General features: G+C 67.0%; 18 protein-coding genes and 1 pseudogene. 12 read left to right on the forward strand and 7 right to left on the reverse strand.

The window, feature by feature from the left end; all coding sequences use genetic code 11:
- Window positions 1-7 precede the first annotated feature (7 nt).
- Window positions 8-718, reverse strand: coding sequence for an SDR family NAD(P)-dependent oxidoreductase (locus MSG_RS23605; RefSeq protein WP_096444767.1), 711 nt, complete (start codon window positions 716-718; stop codon window positions 8-10).
- 199 nt (window positions 719-917) lie between these two features.
- Between MSG_RS23605 and MSG_RS26275 the strand changes: the two are divergent.
- From MSG_RS26275 to MSG_RS23620, 3 genes and pseudogenes are all read left to right on the forward strand, one after another.
- Window positions 918-1,028 (forward strand): annotated as a pseudogene (locus MSG_RS26275) (TetR/AcrR family transcriptional regulator); the annotation flags it as partial.
- A 34-nt stretch (window positions 1,029-1,062) separates the two neighbouring features.
- On the forward strand, window positions 1,063-1,275 hold the full coding sequence (locus tag MSG_RS23615; protein WP_181159187.1) for a hypothetical protein: 213 nt from the start codon (window positions 1,063-1,065) through the stop codon (window positions 1,273-1,275).
- 287 nt (window positions 1,276-1,562) lie between these two features.
- On the forward strand, window positions 1,563-2,315 hold the full coding sequence (locus MSG_RS23620; protein WP_142404482.1) for a rhomboid-like protein: 753 nt from the start codon (window positions 1,563-1,565) through the stop codon (window positions 2,313-2,315).
- Here MSG_RS23620 and MSG_RS23625 read toward each other — a convergent pair.
- Complete coding sequence (locus MSG_RS23625; protein WP_170063180.1) at window positions 2,312-3,142, reverse strand: amidohydrolase family protein; 831 nt, start codon at window positions 3,140-3,142, stop codon at window positions 2,312-2,314. The two genes, MSG_RS23620 and MSG_RS23625, sit on opposite strands and share 4 nt — an antisense overlap.
- Window positions 3,143-3,294: 152 nt before the next feature.
- Between MSG_RS23625 and MSG_RS23630 the strand changes: the two genes are divergently transcribed.
- Entirely contained in the window at window positions 3,295-4,284 is a 990-nt protein-coding gene (locus MSG_RS23630) for a GGDEF domain-containing protein (protein WP_096443504.1), read from the forward strand.
- A 33-nt stretch (window positions 4,285-4,317) separates the two neighbouring features.
- On the opposite strand, the gene ligD is transcribed toward MSG_RS23630, so the two are convergent.
- Complete coding sequence (gene ligD, locus MSG_RS23635) at window positions 4,318-5,343, reverse strand: non-homologous end-joining DNA ligase (RefSeq protein ID WP_096443505.1); 1,026 nt, start codon at window positions 5,341-5,343, stop codon at window positions 4,318-4,320.
- A gap of 26 nt (window positions 5,344-5,369) precedes the next feature.
- Between ligD and MSG_RS23640 the strand changes: the two genes are divergently transcribed.
- Window positions 5,370-6,434, forward strand: a complete 1,065-nt coding sequence (locus tag MSG_RS23640; RefSeq protein ID WP_096443507.1) for an ATP-dependent DNA ligase — start codon at window positions 5,370-5,372, stop codon at window positions 6,432-6,434.
- A 37-nt stretch (window positions 6,435-6,471) separates the two neighbouring features.
- Window positions 6,472-7,299, forward strand: coding sequence for a mycofactocin-coupled SDR family oxidoreductase (locus MSG_RS23645; protein WP_096443509.1), 828 nt, complete (start codon window positions 6,472-6,474; stop codon window positions 7,297-7,299).
- On the opposite strand, the gene MSG_RS23650 is transcribed toward MSG_RS23645, so the two are convergent.
- Genes MSG_RS23650 through MSG_RS23660 form a run of 3 tightly spaced genes read right to left on the reverse strand, consistent with a single transcriptional unit; the run spans window position 7,296 to window position 10,441 of the window.
- Window positions 7,296-8,555 carry a cytochrome P450 gene (locus tag MSG_RS23650; protein ID WP_096443511.1) on the reverse strand — a complete coding sequence of 420 codons (1,260 nt, stop codon included), beginning with the start codon at window positions 8,553-8,555 and terminating at the stop codon, window positions 7,296-7,298. The genes MSG_RS23645 and MSG_RS23650 overlap by 4 nt on opposite strands.
- Window positions 8,556-8,586: 31 nt before the next feature.
- Window positions 8,587-9,072: an NUDIX domain-containing protein gene (locus tag MSG_RS23655; RefSeq protein ID WP_096443513.1), complete on the reverse strand. Its 486-nt coding sequence runs from the start codon at window positions 9,070-9,072 to the stop codon at window positions 8,587-8,589.
- Between the two features lie 7 nt (window positions 9,073-9,079).
- Window positions 9,080-10,441: a WS/DGAT/MGAT family O-acyltransferase gene (locus MSG_RS23660; protein ID WP_096443515.1), complete on the reverse strand. Its 1,362-nt coding sequence runs from the start codon at window positions 10,439-10,441 to the stop codon at window positions 9,080-9,082.
- A gap of 98 nt (window positions 10,442-10,539) precedes the next feature.
- Here MSG_RS23660 and MSG_RS23665 point away from each other — a divergent pair, with 98 nt between their 5' ends.
- The gene (locus MSG_RS23665; RefSeq protein WP_096444768.1) at window positions 10,540-11,034 is read left to right on the forward strand and encodes an adenosine-specific kinase; all 495 of its coding nucleotides are present in this window, start codon (window positions 10,540-10,542) and stop codon (window positions 11,032-11,034) included.
- A 135-nt stretch (window positions 11,035-11,169) separates the two neighbouring features.
- Window positions 11,170-13,083, forward strand: a complete 1,914-nt coding sequence (locus MSG_RS23670; protein ID WP_096443517.1) for an ABC transporter ATP-binding protein/permease — start codon at window positions 11,170-11,172, stop codon at window positions 13,081-13,083.
- Between the two features lie 44 nt (window positions 13,084-13,127).
- Here the strand turns inward: MSG_RS23670 and MSG_RS23675 are convergent, their stop codons facing one another.
- Complete coding sequence (locus MSG_RS23675; RefSeq protein WP_096443519.1) at window positions 13,128-13,985, reverse strand: SDR family oxidoreductase; 858 nt, start codon at window positions 13,983-13,985, stop codon at window positions 13,128-13,130.
- A 97-nt stretch (window positions 13,986-14,082) separates the two neighbouring features.
- On the opposite strand from MSG_RS23675, the gene MSG_RS23680 reads away from it, so the two are divergent.
- Genes MSG_RS23680 through MSG_RS23695 form a run of 4 tightly spaced genes read left to right on the forward strand, consistent with a single transcriptional unit; the run spans window position 14,083 to window position 17,028 of the window.
- A complete protein-coding gene (locus MSG_RS23680; RefSeq protein WP_096443521.1) occupies window positions 14,083-15,162 on the forward strand; it encodes an NAD(P)H-dependent amine dehydrogenase family protein in 1,080 nt (359 codons plus the stop codon).
- On the forward strand, window positions 15,159-15,665 hold the full coding sequence (locus MSG_RS23685) for a VOC family protein (protein ID WP_096443523.1): 507 nt from the start codon (window positions 15,159-15,161) through the stop codon (window positions 15,663-15,665). The genes MSG_RS23680 and MSG_RS23685 overlap by 4 nt, the downstream gene beginning before the upstream one ends.
- The gene (locus MSG_RS23690; protein ID WP_096443525.1) at window positions 15,662-16,435 is read left to right on the forward strand and encodes an SDR family NAD(P)-dependent oxidoreductase; all 774 of its coding nucleotides are present in this window, start codon (window positions 15,662-15,664) and stop codon (window positions 16,433-16,435) included. Before MSG_RS23685 ends, MSG_RS23690 begins: the two co-directional genes overlap by 4 nt.
- On the forward strand, window positions 16,432-17,028 hold the full coding sequence (locus tag MSG_RS23695) for a TetR/AcrR family transcriptional regulator (RefSeq protein WP_096443527.1): 597 nt from the start codon (window positions 16,432-16,434) through the stop codon (window positions 17,026-17,028). Before MSG_RS23690 ends, MSG_RS23695 begins: the two co-directional genes overlap by 4 nt.
- The last annotated feature ends 25 nt before the right edge of the window (window positions 17,029-17,053 follow it).

Genomic DNA, 17,053 nt, shown 5'->3' on the forward strand with positions numbered 1-17,053 from the left:
TCCCCCGCTAGGTGTTTCGACCGCCGTTGACGCCGAGGATCTGGCCGGTGATGTAGCCGGCCTCGTCGGAGACGAAGAAGGCACACGCGGCCGCGATGTCCTCGGGCCGGCCGACCCGCCGGACCGGCGTGCGCGCGATGTGCTCCACCACGGTGCCGCCGAGCAGGTGGCGCCGCTCGGCGCTGCGCAGCATCGGGGTGTCGACGAATCCCGGCGGTACGGCGTTGACGGTGATGCCGCTCGGGCCGTATTCGAGAGCCAGCGACTTGGTCAGCCCGTTGACGGCCGACTTGGCTGCCACGTAGTGGGCCATGAACGGCTGCCCGGAGTGGGTGCTCGACGACGAGATGTTGACGATGCGTCCCCACCCCGCCTCCACCATGTCGGGCAGCACCGCCTGAGTGGTGTGGAAGACGCCGTGCAGGTCGACGTTGATCACCCTGGTCCAATCGGCAAACGACATGTCCAGGAACTTCTTGAAGCCTTCCACCCCGGCCGCGTTGACCAGCACCAGAATCGGGCCGAGCGCCTCGCGGATCGCCGAGACGGCGGCGTCCACCTGCGCGCGGTCGGTGACGTCAGCAAGGTAGCCGAATTCGTCGTCGGTGGGGGAACGATCGATGACGGCCACCCGGAGTCCGTCGCGGCGCAATCGTTCGGCGACGGCGCGGCCGATTCCCGATGCACCACCGGTCACCACAGCCGTCTTGGCAACCAAACCCGCACCCACCTTCCTGAGCGATCGCCCAGCGATTTGGGCTTCCCATGCCTATCACCCCGCCCGGACGACGGTCAAGTAACGGACCTTGAATATCGAACGCCGCGCTATCTAGGGTCGAAAACCTCGGCTAATCAACGCTTTTCCTGTCCGACCACTGCTCGGGCACGCCGAACCCGCCGCGTGATAGGACCACAGTGTGACGGCATCCGGACGACCCAAGGCGCGTGACTCGACGACGCGCGACTTGCTGGTGGCCGCCACGAGCCAGATCATGCTCGAGGAGGGCTACGCGGCGGCCACGTCGCGCCTCCGGCGCGCTGGACGACGTCACGACGTACACCTTGCCCGACGACCCGTTTACCGCCATCCTGCGCGGCGGCGGTCCGCGCGCCGGCATCATCACCCCCGAGCAGGTCGCTGCGGAGGTCGCCGACGCCGCCGAAAAGCCACAACTACCACTGCGTATCCCGATCGGAGACACCGCGCGGGCGCTGTTGGCCGCTCGCCACGCCGCCCCGGATAACGTCCCCTTCACCCCGGCGGGTCTCGAATAAGTGCGACGGACGCGGCGCGCTGTGACCTGCGCAAAATCTGTGAAGATTTGCCGCCTGTGTGTGAAGGCTTCGTTAAAAGCGCTGTTGCATGCGGGTTCGGCCCGCATTGTGGAGGCATGACGCTGTTCGGACGTGGTTACCGAGCAGTCAGATGGGGAATATGCGTTTCGGGCGCACCCGTTGGCTCTGTTAGTTGCGGACGTGAAGGTGAGAGTGCGGTGTTGAGCGTTGAAAACCGTTGGGCGAGAGCCGTTGCCCGCGTGCTGTCGCACGCGGCTTCGCTTCGCGTGACGGCGCTTTACGCGGTGGCACTCGTCACTGTCGCGATCACCCTGTCGCAATTCGGTTCGGCCACACGCGAAGTCGTCGTGAGCCAAATGAGCACCAACCTGCACAACTTGTCGCATGGGCGCCTGAGCACGCTCGTTGGTAGCGCCTTCGTCAGCGACGGCGACAACATCGCCGCGTGGCTGCCCGGTCTGGTCTGCCTGCTGGCGCTGGGCGAACTCATCTGGCGCGGACGGGGTTTGCTTCTCGCCTTCGCGGTGGGCCACGTGGGTGCGACTCTGCTCGTCGCGATCTGGCTGACCTTCGCCGTGCAAGCCGGCTGGCTGCCCACCTCCATCGCGCACGCGACGGACGTGGGCGTGAGTTATGGCGCGGTGAGTGTGCTTGGCGCGTTGACCGCGTCGATCCCGTCGCGCTGGCGCGCCATGTGGGCGGGCTGGTGGCTCGGCGTTGCGGTGACGGCGGCGCTGAGCATGGACTTCACCACCATCGGTCACGTGCTGGCGCTGCTGCTCGGCATCGGTTTGTCCTTCCGGCTGCCGTCCCTGGCGCGCTGGACGCCCCTGCACAGCGGGCTGTTCCTGGTCGCCGTCGCATTCGTGTACTTCGTGCTGTGCGGGCCCACGGTCGAGGCGGTCGCCGGCGGACTGACCGGAACCCTGTTCGGCTTCCTGGCGAGCCCGAACCTGCGCCCGTTCGCCAAGAGCCGGGTTCCGCTGCAGCAACCGGAGGTTGTGGCCCAGCCCTGTTAGGCCTGCGGCGGCGGCCAGTTCAGGATCTGCCGTGCGGTGCGCCCCAGAATCCACGCCTTCTCTTCGTCGGACAGTGAGGGGGAATCACGAATGCTGAATAGGGTCTCTGCCCAATTCGCACGGTGCCGCGTCATCGTGTAATCGCTGGCCCACATCACGCGGTTGGCCCCGAAAGCATCGACCGCGCCGCGTAATTTCGGCTCGAGATCGGCAAACGGGTGCGGCTCCGTGGAAAGAAAGGACGCGGCGTGCGCCCATTTGTAGGCGACGTTGGGATAGCGGGCCAGCTTCAAAGCCTCGTCAATCGAGCCCTGGCCGGGCGGCGCGTCGAATGCCACACCGCAATGGTCCACCACGAACTGGACACCCGGAAAACGTTCGACGTAAGGCGTCAAATACGGAACCCGGCCCGGGCACGTGACGAATACGGGCAGGTTGTGCGATTGGGCGGCCCACAGGAGCCGGTCGTGCTCGCCGCGCTCGAATACCGCTCCCTCGGCGGGCGTGAAGACCGTCGCGCGGAGTGCCTTGAATCCGGGGGCGGCGGTCAGCGTCTCGATCCACGACTCGAGGCCGGGGTCCGTCGGGTCCACTCGCATCAGGAAGGCGAACCGGTCCGGGTGTTGCAACGCGGCCGCCTCGGCGTTGGGTCCTACGTTGCGAAAGGAGCCATTGCACAAGCGGTACCCCGGGCGCAGGGTGCCGTCTTCGTTGGCGCTTTCGAATTCGTCGAACACCGCCGCCTGGATGCCCAACGCGTCCATGATCGCCAGCGCGACATCGGTGCCCAGCATGTTCGCGTGCACCTGCGCGTCGATAATGTCCATCGTTACTCCTGGCCGCCGACGCCGTGGTCTCGCTATTGATCCAACAGCGCGTAAGAATTTGCGGAGGCGCATTCGGTAATCCCGGCGAGCGCCTCCGAAACCGCGATGTCAGAATTGGCGAAGCGGGGGCCGCAGTACCGGGAAGTTGACGGATGCCTCTTAGCCTCGCACGCCACCTCGGCAGTCGCGCCACCCGTCGACCGCGATTGAGCGCCGATGCCGGCAGCGGCTTTTACAGCGCGCATCAGACCCGGTTGCTGCGGATCTACTTGGCCGCGACGACGTTCCTTTACCTGTACGGCGTGGTGTTCAGTGTGTTGCTCCACCCGGGGTCGCGGGCCAACCACCTCGGCGGCATCGTCGCGATCGGCCTCGGCCTGGGGGCGCTGGCCTGGTTGGCCGTCCAGCCTGGCCGGACCGCGCCCGCGACAGCCGCCGCCATGGCGGCTACACCTGTGGTGATGGCCTTCCACGTCGCCATCACCGCCGAGTTCGCCTGCCTGATCGCGCCGATGTTCTTGGCGATGTATCTGCGGGCGTTCTACCCGCCGCGCCTCGGCGTGGCTCTGGTGATCGTGCTCACCGTGGCGTCGGTGGTCGCCCTCGCGGTCGCGCCGTTTCACAAGCTGTACATCGACTACCTGATCTTCACGATCGCGATCGTCGGGGCCGCCGAGGCGTTCGGCGTCCTGATGCAGGCCTTGGTTGGTGCGGCCTGCACTGACCCGCTGACCGGCGTGCTGAACCGAGCGGGGTGGGAGATCGCGACGACCAACCTGCTGGCGCGGGCCCGCTCCAGCGCGCTGACCCTCACTGTCATCGCGCTCGATATCGACCACTTCAAGAAGATCAATGACTCCGCGGGGCACCTCGCCGGCGATCAACACCTGGTCAGCCGCGCCGAGTCCTGGCGCACCATGGCACCCCGCGACGCCGTGTTGGCCAGGCTCGGTGGTGACGAGTTCGCCGTGTGCCTGGCGGAGCCCGCGGGGGCTGCACCGAGGGCGGTGGATCGGTTCGTCGCGGACATACGGGCGTACACGCCAGGGACCAGCATCGGCGTCGCGTCCGCGAGCGGGGCGGACGCCGAGATCGCCGCGCTGCTTGCGGCCGCCGACTCCGATCTGTATGCCGCCAAGTAATACCGGGCTCACTCGTGACGGCCGGCCCGCCCGTCACGTGTTCTTGTCGGTGTCCCGGCTCGGCTGCACCCGCTTGGGTTCGCCCGGCATCTTCGGATAGTTCGGCGGGTAGGGCATATCACCCAGGCCGCGCGCTTCGTCCGCCTCGACCATCTCCAGCAGCGGACTGATCGACTGGGCAACCGAATTCATTGCCGCCCAAGGATCTTCGCGGGACTGCACCAGATCGGGCACGGTCGCCATCGTGTACTCGTCGGGCTCGGCACCGGCGAGTTCGGCCCACGTCAGCGGCATCGACACCGTCGCAATCGGGGTGCGCCGCACCGAATACGGCGACGCCATGGTGCGGTCGCGCGCGTTCTGGTTGAAGTCGATGAAGATGCGCTCGCCACGCTGCTCCTTCCACCACGACGTGGTCACCGCCTCCGGGGCGCGCCGCTCCACCTCCCGCGCCAGCGCGATGCCGGCCCGGCGCACCTGAATGAAATCCCAGTCGGTGGCGATGCGCAGGAAGACATGGATGCCGCGGCCGCCGGAGGTTTTCGGGTAGCCGACCAAGCCGAGTTCGTCGAGCAATGGCCGCAGCACGTCGACGGCGAGCGTACGGGCCTGCTCGAAGCCGACGCCGGGTTGCGGATCCAGGTCGATACGAAGCTCGTCGGGGTGCTCGGTATCGGGGCAGCGCACCTGCCAGGGATGCAGCGTGACCGTGCCCATCTGCGCGGCCCATACGATCGCCGCCGGATGGGTCACCCGCAACGCGTCCGCGGTCCGGCCCGACGGAAAGGTCACCCGGCAGGTTTCCAGATAGTCGGGATGATGCTGTGGCACCCGCTTCTGGTAGATCTCCTCGCCGTCGATCCCGTCCGGAAACCGCTGCAAGTGGGTGGGCCGGTCCCGCAGCGCGTCCAGCATCGGGCCGCACGCCACGGCCCGGTAGTACTCGATCAGTCGTCCCTTGGTGCCCTGCGATCCCAGCTCAGGGAAGTAGACCTTGTCCGGATTGGTGACACGCACCGCGATGCCGTCGACGTCGACCTCTACCGCTGCAGCAGCCATAGGAGAAATTCCAGCACAATCGGGCTATGGACCTACCCGTCATGCCGCCGGTTTCGCCGATGTTGGCCAAGTCGGTCAAGACGATCCCGCCGGATGCGTCCTATGAGCCGAAGTGGGACGGGTTCCGGTCGATCTGCTTCCGGGACGGCGACGATGTCGAGCTGGGCAGCCGCAACGAAAAGCCGATGACCCGCTACTTTCCCGAGCTGGTCGCGGCGGTGCAGGCCGAGCTGCCGCGGCGGTGCGTGATCGACGGCGAGATCGTGATCGCCACCGACCACGGCCTGGATTTCGAGGCGCTGCAGCAGCGCATCCACCCGGCCGCGTCGCGAGTGCGCACGCTCGCCGAACACACGCCGGCGGCGTTCATCGTGTTCGACCTGCTGGCCCTGGGCGACGACGACTACACCCGGCGGCCGTTCACCGAGCGCCGCGCCGCCCTGGTCGACGCCCTGGCCGACTCGGGACCGTCGATACACCTCACCCCGGCCACCACGGATCTCGAACTGGCGCAGCTGTGGTTCTCCGAGTTCGAGGGCGCCGGGCTCGACGGCGTCGTCGCCAAGCCGCTGACTATCACCTACCAGCCGGACAAGCGAATCATGTTCAAGATCAAGCACGAACGCACCGCCGACTGTGTGGTAGCCGGGTACCGCGTGCACAAGTCCGGCGGTGACGCCATAGGGTCGCTGCTGCTCGGGCTGTACCAGGACGACGGTCAGCTCGCCTCGGTCGGCGTCATCGGCGCCTTCCCGATGGCCGAACGCCGGCGACTGTTCACCGAATTGCAGCCGCTGGTCTCCGATTTCGACGACCATCCGTGGAATTGGGCCGCGCATCAGGCCGGCGAGCGCACCCCGCGCAAGAACGAATACTCGCGGTGGAACGCAGGCAAGGATCTGTCGTTCGTCCCGCTGCGACCCGAGCGGGTGGTCGAGGTCCGCTACGACCACATGGAGGGCCGGCGGTTCCGCCACACCGCGCAATTCAACCGGTGGCGCCCGGACCGCAACCCGCGCTCATGCACCTACGAGCAACTCGAGCAGCCGCTGACTTTCAGTTTGGGCGACATCGTGCCCGGCCTGGGCTAGTTTCAGGGACACCGTTGCATGCAAAGGAGCCACCGGAATGACCGATCCCCTCGCCCCGCTCGCCGGCAAGGTCGCCTACGTCACCGGGGCCGCCCGGGGACAGGGTCGCTCGCATTGCATCCGGCTGGCCCGGGCCGGCGCCGACATCGTCGCGATCGATGCCTGCGCGCCGGTCGCCGAGAGCAACGGCTATCCCCCGGCCGAGCCCCAAGACCTTGCCGAGACCGTCAACCTCGTCGAAGGTGAGGGCCGCAAGATGCTCGCCGCGGAGATCGACGTCCGCGACCTGGCCGGCCAGCAGCGGATCGTAGCGAACGCGATCGAGCAGTTCGGTCGCCTCGACATCGTCGTGGCCAACGCCGGCGTCCTCAATTGGGGCCGGGTGTGGGAGATTTCGGCCCAACAGTGGCAGGAGACCCTCGACACCAACCTGACCGGGCTATGGAACACCATGAAGGCCGCCGTCCCCGCGATGATCGCCGCCGGTAACGGGGGGTCCATCATCAACATCAGCTCGGCAGCCGGAATCAAGGCCGTCCCGGGCTGTGGCCACTACTGCGCCACCAAGTTCGGCGTCGTCGGCCTCACCAACTCGCTGGCCGTCGAGCTCGGCGAGTACGGCATCCGGGTCAACTCCGTACACCCGTACGGCACCGACACCCCGATGGGCAACGACTTGTCGATGTACCAGGTCTTCCAGGACCATCCGACCTACATCTACAGCTTCTCACCGGGCGCGCTGCCCACCGAGTCGCTGGCCGCCCCCGACCTGATCTCCGACATCGTGGTGTGGCTGGCCAGCGATGCGTCGTCGTTGCTCACCGCCGCCCAAATCCCGGCCGACAAAGGCTATTTGAAGATCTAGATCGCGACCGTCAGGGCCGACAAGCCGCGCAAGGTGACGTTGGGCTTGTATACGGGTTCGCTGTCCAGCCGCGCGTTAGGGAAACGCGCCGTCAATGCCGACAGCGCCGCGCCGGCCTCCAACCGCGCCAGCGGCGCGCCCAGGCAATAGTGCGCACCACGACCAAAGCCCAAGTGCCGAAACGTTTCCCGATCGGGATCGAAGGCGTCGGGTCGGGTGAACTCGGCCGGGTCGCGATGTGCCGCCGCCAGCAGCAGCATGATCATGTCCCCGGCGGGCACCTCGACACCTCCAATCACCATGTCGTGCAGCGCGATTCGGCCCACCATCTGCACCGGCGGGTCGTACCGCAGGGTCTCCTCGATGACGGCGGCGGCCCGGTTGGCATCGGCACCCAGCGCCGCCCACTGCGACGGCTGGCGCAGCATCGCCAGGACGGCGTTACCGATCAGGTTGACCGTAGTTTCGTGACCGGCGACCAGCAACAGCACGCAGGTCGAAACGATCTCCTCCTCGGTCAGCTGATCGCCGGACTCCTCCACGGCGATTAGCCGCGACATCAGGTCGTCACCGGGCCGCGAGCGTCGCCGCTCGATGAGGCCGTGCAGGTAATTCCGCAGCCACGTTCCGGCGTCGAGGCGCTCCTGCAGACCGTCGGAGGGCGAGCCCGTGAAGGTGACAAACGGATCCAGGGCCTGCGCGAGCAGTCCCGATGCGTGACTGAATTGTGGCTCGTCTTCGAGTGGCACCCCGAGCAGCCGGCAGATGACCGCTACCGGCAGCGGATACGCGAAATCGTCGACCACGTCGAACCGGCCATTTTCGGCGATGCGGTCGAGCAGTCCGGCCACCAGCCCGGTGATATCGGGCCCCAGCGCGCTCACCACTTTGGGTGCGAACGCCTTGCCGGCCAGCTTGCGCAGCCGCGTGTGATCGGGGGGATCGAGGAACAGAAACCCCGGCGGCACTTGCGGGGGCGGCGGGGCACCGGCCTCGGCGAGTTCCCGCAGCTGCGCCTTGACCTGCTCTTGAGCGCGCGTCGATTTCATCCGGTCGCTGCTCGACGACGGATGGCGCAGGACCTCGTCGCAGTCTCGATAGGCCGAAAAGACGGCGAGATGCGCATCGGGCAGCAGCAGCGGTCCGCGGTCACGAAACTGCGCTGCCAGCGGGTACGGGTCGGCCCGGTTAGCGGAGTCCAGGAAATGCAGCAACAAGCCTTGTGCTTCGGCCTGCTCGGCGGGCGCAGTCGTCATGCCCCCATTGTGCCTGTGCTGCCGGCCCGGCTCACGAGCCCTCCGTGTAGTCCGCCAACTCCGGGAGCGCCATCAATCGGTCGAGAAACGCGCGTTGCCCCTTCAGCAGCTTGGCGCGGGCTTGCGCCACCGGCAGCCAGGCGACGCGATCGACTTCGGGGAACTCCCGCAGTCGGCCCGAGCCTCTCGGCCACTCCAGCTCGAAGGTGTTGCTGCGCGCCTCGGCGATGTCGAGGTCACCCGCGACGGCGAAGACGGTGACCACCTTGCCGCTGGGTTGCCTCAGCGCAGCGATCTCGGTGCGCGCCCCGTCCGGCACCGGCAGCCCGAGCTCCTCGAAAAACTCTCGTTGGGCGGCCGCCCAGACGTCGTCGCCGTCGGAGTACTCGCCTTTCGGAATCGACCAGACCCCGTCGTCCTTGCGCGCCCAGAACGGGCCGCCCGGGTGGGCGATGAGGACTTCGACGACGCCGCCGCGGGCCCGGTACAGCAGCACACCGGCGCTGAGCTTGGGCATCGATTCCTCAGACTCCGGCGGCGCGTTCGAGGTCCTTGAGCGAGGTCTCCAGGTGCACCAGCAGCTTTTGCAGATGCGGCACGCTGCGCCGGCAGCCGACCAGCCCGAAATCCACCATTCCGGCGTTGCTGACCAGGGTGATGTTCAGGGCCTGGCCGTCCAGGATCGCCGACAGCGGGTAACTGCCGTCTAGCCGGGCGCCGCCGTAATACATCTGCTGTTGGGGTCCCGGCACGTTGGAGATGACCAAGTTGAAGGGCGGCGAGGTGGACGACACCCAGCCCGGCACCGTGGCCAAGGCCACCGCACTCATGTTCATCGCCGACAGCGCGAGCGCTTGGATTCGGGGCAGTTGGGAAAAAACCGTCTTGTTCTTGTACACCGACTCGCTGACGATCTCCAGCCGCTTGCCGGGATCTTCGACGTCGGTGGCGAGATTGCACAGGATGGCACCCACGAGGTTGCCCCCCGCGTCCGCCTCGTCTTCCCGCCGCAGGCTCACCGGGACCATCGCGAGCAGCGGTGCCTCCGGCAGCGCATCGTGCTCCAGCAGGTAATAGCGCAGAGCGCCCGAACACATCGCCAGGACAACGTCATTGAGGGTCACCCCCGCGGCGCGCTTGAAGTTCTTGATGCGTTCCACCGACCAGGACTGCGCCGCACAGCGACGCGCGCCACCGATCTTGACGTTCAACATGGTGCACGGGGCCCCGAACGGCAGCGTGAGTTGCTGCTCGAACAGCGCCGCACGCGCCAGTGAAATCGTCGACGGGGCAAGTGCAGCAACGGATCCCGCGATGCGCAGCAGCGCACCCCACCGAGACGACGGCGCGGACTGCCGACGGGGTTTGGGCAGGGTCCAGGGCGCGCGGATCTCGGTGTCGTCGGGATCGGTCGACAGCGCGCGCTGCAACAGCTTCAAGGCCGAGACGCCGTCGATGAGCGCGTGGTGCATCTTCGTGTAGACCGCGAACCGACCGTCTTTCAAGCCCTCGATGATGTGGGCCTCCCACAGCGGACGGTGGCGATCGAGCAGGCTGCTGTGCCTGCGCGAAGTAATCTCCAGCAGCTCGCGCACTCGCCCGGGCGACGGCAGCGCCGAGCGCCGGACGTGATAATCGATGTCGATGTCGATGTCCTTGTCGTAGGTCCAACCCAGGTTCGCGATGGGGCCGACCAACGTCGCGGGATGCTTGAGAAACGTGGGCTGCAGATCCCGCTGAGCGATCAACCGGTCGTACAGATCCCGGACGAAACCCGGGCCGGCACCCGGCGGGATCTGGTAGAGCTGCAGGCCACCGACATGCATCGGGTGCTCGCGTGATTCGCCCAGCAGAAAGACCGCATCAGTCGGGCTCATCAGTGCCATTCGTCAATTAGACCCCGTGGTCGGCCCGTTTGGCCAAGATCGTCGTTCCGCCTCTCGAGCCGATCGCCAACTGCCGATCGCCATGGGACCATGGGTGGGTGACGACGACGGTGTCGTGGGACGTGGTGGGCGTTGACAAGCCGGAAGGCGTCAACGTGATCATCGGCCAGGCTCACTTCATCAAGACCGTCGAAGACCTGCACGAGGCCCTCGCCGGGGTGAGCGCGACGTTGCGGTTCGGCCTGGCGTTCTGTGAGGCATCCGGACCGCGGTTGGTTCGCCACTCCGGCAACGATCCCGAGCTGATCGAACTCGCGACCAACACCGCGCGCGCAATCGCGGCTGGGCACAGTTTCGTGATCTTCCTGCGGGAGGGTTTCCCCGTCAACGTGCTGAATCCCGTCAAGGCAGTGCCCGAAGTCTGCGGAATCTACTGCGCCACAGCGAATCCGGTCGATGTCATTGTCGCGGTGACCCCGCGTGGCCGCGGCATCGTGGGAGTGGTCGACGGGCAGACGCCGGTCGGCGTGGAGACCGACCGGGACGTGTCGGAGCGCCACGACCTATTGCGTGCCATCGGTTACAAGCTCTGACTGTCGGCGGGCACCGTCAGTTCCAGATGTCAATTCGACCCATTCCGGCGCGATCCGCAAAGATCCGGCGGTACCTTCGCGCACAACGGCTGATCGCCGAAAACGGCTGTTGCACGGCACGGGAGGCTTCCTGGCATGGACAAATTCACGCCGTCGATCGACTGGAGCAACGAGTTGCTTCCGTCGTTGCGATGGATCGCCGAAACCTGGGCGATCAGCGCGGTCTGCCTGCTCCTCTTCGGTGTCGCGGCCGCCCGGTTCACCGTGTGGGGAGCCCAGTTCTGGCGCATCACCGGCGCGTACTTCACCGGCCGACGCAGCGTCGGGGTCTGGGCGTTGTTCGGCGTGCTGCTGCTGTCGGTGATGATCGCGGTGCGGATCAACGTGCTGCTCAGCTATTACAGCAACGACCTGTACTCCGCGCTGCAGACCGCGTTCCAGGGCGCCGGCGCGGGAAACGTAGCGGTGCGGGACTCCGGCATTCACGGCTTCTGGATGGCCATCTGGATCTTCTGCGTCCTCGCGACGCTGCACGTGATCCGGGCCATGGCGGATTTGTATCTGACGCAACGCTTCGTCATCGCCTGGCGGATCTGGCTCACCGACCGGCTCACGGCCGACTGGCTCGACGAGCGGGCCTACTACCGAAGCCGGTTCATCGACGCGACCATCGACAACCCGGACCAACGCATCCAGCAGGACGTCGACATTTTCACCGCCGGGTCCGGCGGCGGCGGGAATCATCCGTCCAACGGCTCCACCAGCAAGCTCCTCTTCGGCGCCGTGGACTCTGTGGTCACGGTCGTGTCCTTCGGGGTAATTCTGTGGCAGCTGTCCGGCACGGTGCACCTGCTCGGGATCTCCATACCCAAGGCGCTGTTCTGGGCGGCGCTCGTCCATGTCCTGATCGCGACGATCGTCGCCTTCTGGATCGGCCATCCGCTGACCCGGTTCAGCTTCCGCAACGAAATGCGCAATGCCGCCTTCCGATACGCCTTGGTGCGCCTGCGCGACGCCGCCGAGGCGGTCGGCTTCTACCGCGGCGAGCGGGCCGAACGCAACGAGCTGTCGACCCGGTTCGACGCAGCGATCGCCAACTACCGCGGTTACGTGCGGCGCACCATCGGCTTCCTCGGCTGGAATGTCACGGTGACACAGGTGATCAACCCGCTGCCGTTCATCGTGCAGGCGCCGCGGCTGTTCGCAGGCACCATCAAGTTCGGTGGCGTGATGCAGTCGGCCAAGGCGTTCGCCCACATCGAAACCTCGCTGTCGTTTTTCCGCAACGCCTACGACCGGTTTGCCAGCTACCGTGCCTCTATCATCCGCCTGCACGGGCTGGTCGAAGCCAACGCCCAGGCGCGCGAATTGCCCTCGCTGACAATGGCCTCCAGCGTCGACGGTTCGGTCGAGTTCGCCGATGTCGAGGTCCGCACCCCGGCCGGCGCCCAACTGATCGAGCCGCTCGATCTGCGGCTGGTCCCCGGCGACGCCCTGGTCATCACCGGAAAGTCGGGCAGCGGTAAGACGACGCTGCTGCGGACGATGGCGCAGCTATGGCCGTACGCCTCGGGCACCCTGCGCCGCCCCGACGGGGACAACCAGGTGATGTTCCTGTCGCAGTTGCCCTATGTCCCGCTGGGTAATCTGCGCGCAGTGGTGTCTTACCCGGCCGCGGCCGGTGACATCGCCGACGACACCCTGCGGGACGTGTTGACGCGGGTCGCTTTGCCCAGCCTGGTGGCCCGCCTCGATGAAGTCCAGGACTGGGCCAAGGTGCTGTCGCCCGGGGAGCAGCAACGCATCGCGTTCGCCCGCGTGCTCGCCGTCAGACCCAAGGCGGTGTTCCTCGACGAGGCCACGTCGGCCGTCGACGAAGCGCTGGAGTTCTTGCTGTACAACCTGTTACGCACCGAGCTCCCGGAGTGCATCGTCATCAGCGTCAGCCACCGCACCACCATCGAGCAACACCATCATCAGGAGCTGGCGTTGCTCGGCGGTGGGCCTTGGCACCTCAGGGACATTCCCGAGCAGGTGCCGGCACCCTAGTTCACTGCGGCGCGCAGCTCGTGCCGGCCTGGGCAGTCGAGTGGCTAGAGCAGATCGGTGATGGTCTTCAGGCCCGCGTCGTAGAGGACGCCGGGCAGCATGCCGCCGTCGCATTCGACGGTTGTGCCGTTGACGAAATCCGCCTCCCCGCCCGCGAGGAACACGCAGACGCGGCCTACCTCCGCGGGCTCCCCCGCGCGCCGCAACGGCACTGCGGCGAAATACTTTTCGCCGGTCGGGTCGTCCTTGGGCAGGACGAACGACCGGAAGTTCTCCGTCATCGTCGGGCCCAGCGCCACACAGTTGACCCGAACCTTCGGCCCCCACTCCTCGGCCAGCGACCGGGTGAGGTGGTTCAGTCCGCTCTTGGCGGCGCCGTAGGAGACCAGCGTCGGCGAGCCCGCCGGGTGCCCGGCCCCGCTGGAGATGTTGATGACGCAGCCGGTGCCGTCCTGGGTCGACATCTGCCGGTACGCGCGAATGGCGAACCAGAGCGGGCTGATCAGGTTCATCTGCACCGCGAAGGCATGGAACAGCGCGGTCCGCTCGAATTCGTCGTCGCTGGGCGGCGCGCCCTGAATGCGTTGCACGAGTCGGGGAATGGACTCCGCGTGCGGCGCCGGAACGGTGCCGCCGGCGTTGTTCACCAAGATGTCGAGCCGGCCATGGGTGGCCACGACATCGGCGACGAAGGAGTCGATCGACCGGATGTCCCCTTGGTCGCAGACCTGTTGCGAGGCACGCGCTGCCCACTCCGGCTCGATGCCGGGGATGGTGTCCAGCGGCGCGCGCGAGCAGCCGATGACCGTGGCGCCCGCGCGCAGCAGTTCGTGGGCGATACCGACACCCACGCCGCGACTGGTTCCGGTGACGATCGCGACCATCCCGTCGAGCACGCCCATCTATAGACCCTCCAGCCGGTAGTTGACAGTCACTGCCATGGGGTCATACCGTGCCATCCAGTCGGCGGTGTGTAAAGGGCAATCCGGGAGGTCCTCGGTGGGTAGCAAGCTTCGTGTCATCCAGTGGGCCACCGGAGGCGTCGGCAAGGCCGCGATCGCATGCGTGCTCAACCATCCGCAGCTCGAGCTGGTCGGGTGCTGGGTACACAGCGCGAGCAAGAACGGCCTCGACGTCGGACGGATCATCGGCACAGCAGCCCTCGGGGTAACCGCCACCTCGAGCATCGACGAGATCCTCGCGCTGGACGCCGACTGCGTGATGTACAGCCCCCTGATACCCAACGACGACGAGGTCATCGCGATCCTGCGGTCAGGAAAGAACGTGGTCACCCCGGTCGGCTGGGTCTATCCCGATCCGGCCAACACCCGGCACCGGGCTGTCGCCGACGCCGCGACGGAAAGCGGTGTGACACTGCATGGTTCGGGCATTCACCCCGGCGGCATCACGGAGCGCTTCCCGCTGATGCTGTCCTCGCTCTCGTCGGCGATAACCCACATCCGCGCCGAGGAGTTCTCCGACATCCGCACCTACAACGCCCCGGATGTGGTGCGCCACATCATGGGGTTCGGCGGCACCCCCGAAGAGGCCGTGCAGGGCCCGATGGCCGGCCTGCTCGAGGCCGGCTTCAAGCAGTCGGTGCGGATGATCGCCGACCACATAGGTTTTCGCATCGATCCCAACATCAGAACTATCCAGGACGTCGCCGTGGCGACCGCCGACATCGACTACGAGCCCTTCCCGATCACCACGGGCACGGTGGCCGCGCGCCGGTTCCGCTGGCAGGCCCTGGTCGACGGCGAGCCGGTCATCACCGCCGCCGTCAACTGGCTGATGGGCGAGGAAAACCTGGACCCGCCATGGAGTTTCGAGGATCGTGGCGAGCGCTTCGAGGTCGAGATCACTGGCGACCCCGACGTGCGGCTCACCTTCAAGGGCCTGCAACCGGAGACGATCGCCGAGGGGCTGATCAAGAACCCGGGCGTGGTGGTCACCGCCAACCACTGCATCAACGCCATCCCCGACGTCTGCGCCGCCGACCCGGGCATCAAGACCTATCTGGACCTGCCGTTGTTCGCCGGCCGCCCGGCCCCGAACCTGGCGGCGCAGACACCATGACCAACGGCAGGGTCCTCGGCGACGTCGCGTTCTGCCATCTCGTCGTCGGGGTCACCGACATGGATCGCGCGCTGAGGTTTTACCGCGACGCACTCGGCATGGAGATCGTCTTCGAAAGCCTCATCTCCGGTGAGTCTTTCGACGCGGTGTTGCACGCGGCCCGTAAGCAGGAAGGCCGCGTGGTCGGTGGATTGCTGGGCGGGCTGATGGTCGAGCTGCTGTCCCTGGGTGCCAGGCCTTCCGGAAGCGGTCCCACACGCCCCGCCCTCACCGGGATTCACAACGTGGCGCTGTCGGTGACCGACCTCGACGACACTCACCGCCGCATCGTGGCCGCGGGCTACACACCCGAACAGGCGCCCTTCGAGATCGGCGGCGTCCGAATGTTTTTCGTCAAGGATCCCGACGGCACCCCCGTCGAGTTCATCGAACTGCCGGCCGGCGCGCGCAGCACCTACGAGATGCACCGCGGCGTGCGGCTGCAGATGGGACCTGTCAAGTGACCTACTCACACCCCCATTCGATGAGCGGTCATGTAGCGATCGTCACCGGCGCCGCCCAAGGCGTCGGCAAGGGTGTCGCCATCGCGCTGCTCGAACGGGGCGCCTCGGTGCTGCTGGTCGACATCCAAGACGAGAAGCTGGTCGCGACGACACGCGAGCTGCAGGCGCTCGGGCCGGCCGAGCAGCTGGTCGCCGACCTGCGCGACCCGGACAGCGCGCAACGGATCGCGGCCGCGGCGGTGGACACCTTCGGCGCGGTGCACGGCCTGGTGAACAACGCGATTGCCACCAATGAGCCCAAGGCATTCGTGAACATCACCCTCGAGGACTTCGCGCTGGGCCACGACGTCGGCCCCCGCGCGACCTTCCTGCTCATGCAGGCCGTGCACCCGCTGATGGTGCAGGCCGGCGGCGGGGCGATCGTCAACCTCGGCTCGGGGACGGGCACCGGTGGCGAGCCCAAGTGGGGTGGGTATGCCGCCGCCAAGGAGGGTGTCCGGGGCCTGTCCAAGGTGGCGGCGCTGGAATGGGGGCGCGACAACATCCGCGTCAACGTCATCTGCCCCTTCGCCGAGTCCGACGGCGTCAAGTTCTGGAAGTCGTTCGCGCCCAAGGAGTATGAGAAGGCGGTCGGACGGATTCCGATGAAGCGCATCGGTGACGTCCACACCGACGTGGGCGCGCTGGTGGCGTTTCTGCTCGGCAGCGACGCGACGTTCATCACCGGTCAGACCATTCACGTCGACGGCGGGATCGGCTGCTTCCGGTGAATGCCGACGGCGATTCGCTCCGCGATCGACAGCGCGCACAGATCCGCGCCGACATCCGGCGCGCCGCGTTCCGGCTGTTCGTCGAACGCGGCTACGACGCCGTCACCACCGAGGAGATCGCCACTGCCGCGGGCGTTTCCCCGCGCACCTTCTTCCGGCACGTGCCGACCAAGGAAGAACTGCTGCTGGCCCCCGTACGCCACGGCGGTGCCGCCATCGTGAACCTGCTCGAAAAGCGGCCGGCCTCCGAATCACCCGACGTCGCGCTGATCAACGCCATCGTGACGCGGACCCGGTCGTTCGACCGAGCGGATTGCGAGGAGTGGCGCGCGGCCCTGCTGGTGGCACCCGGGCTGCTGGACAAGGCGACGATCCACACCCCGGCTGACAAGGAACGCGCGGTGAAGCTGATCGCCGCGCGCATGGGCACCAATCCCGATACCGACATGCGCCCCGGGCTGTTGATCCAACTTGCGTTCGGTGCGGCCGATTTCGCGTTCCAGCGATGGGTGCGCCGCTCGACCAATCGTCAGCCCCTGGACCGGTACGTCACCGAGGCCCTGGAGGCCGTCAAGAGCCCCTACTGGACATAGGGTCCACCACGCTCTGGCCGGGCCA

The organism is Mycobacterium shigaense (assembly GCF_002356315.1).
Classification (GTDB): Bacteria; Actinomycetota; Actinomycetes; order Mycobacteriales; family Mycobacteriaceae; genus Mycobacterium; species Mycobacterium shigaense.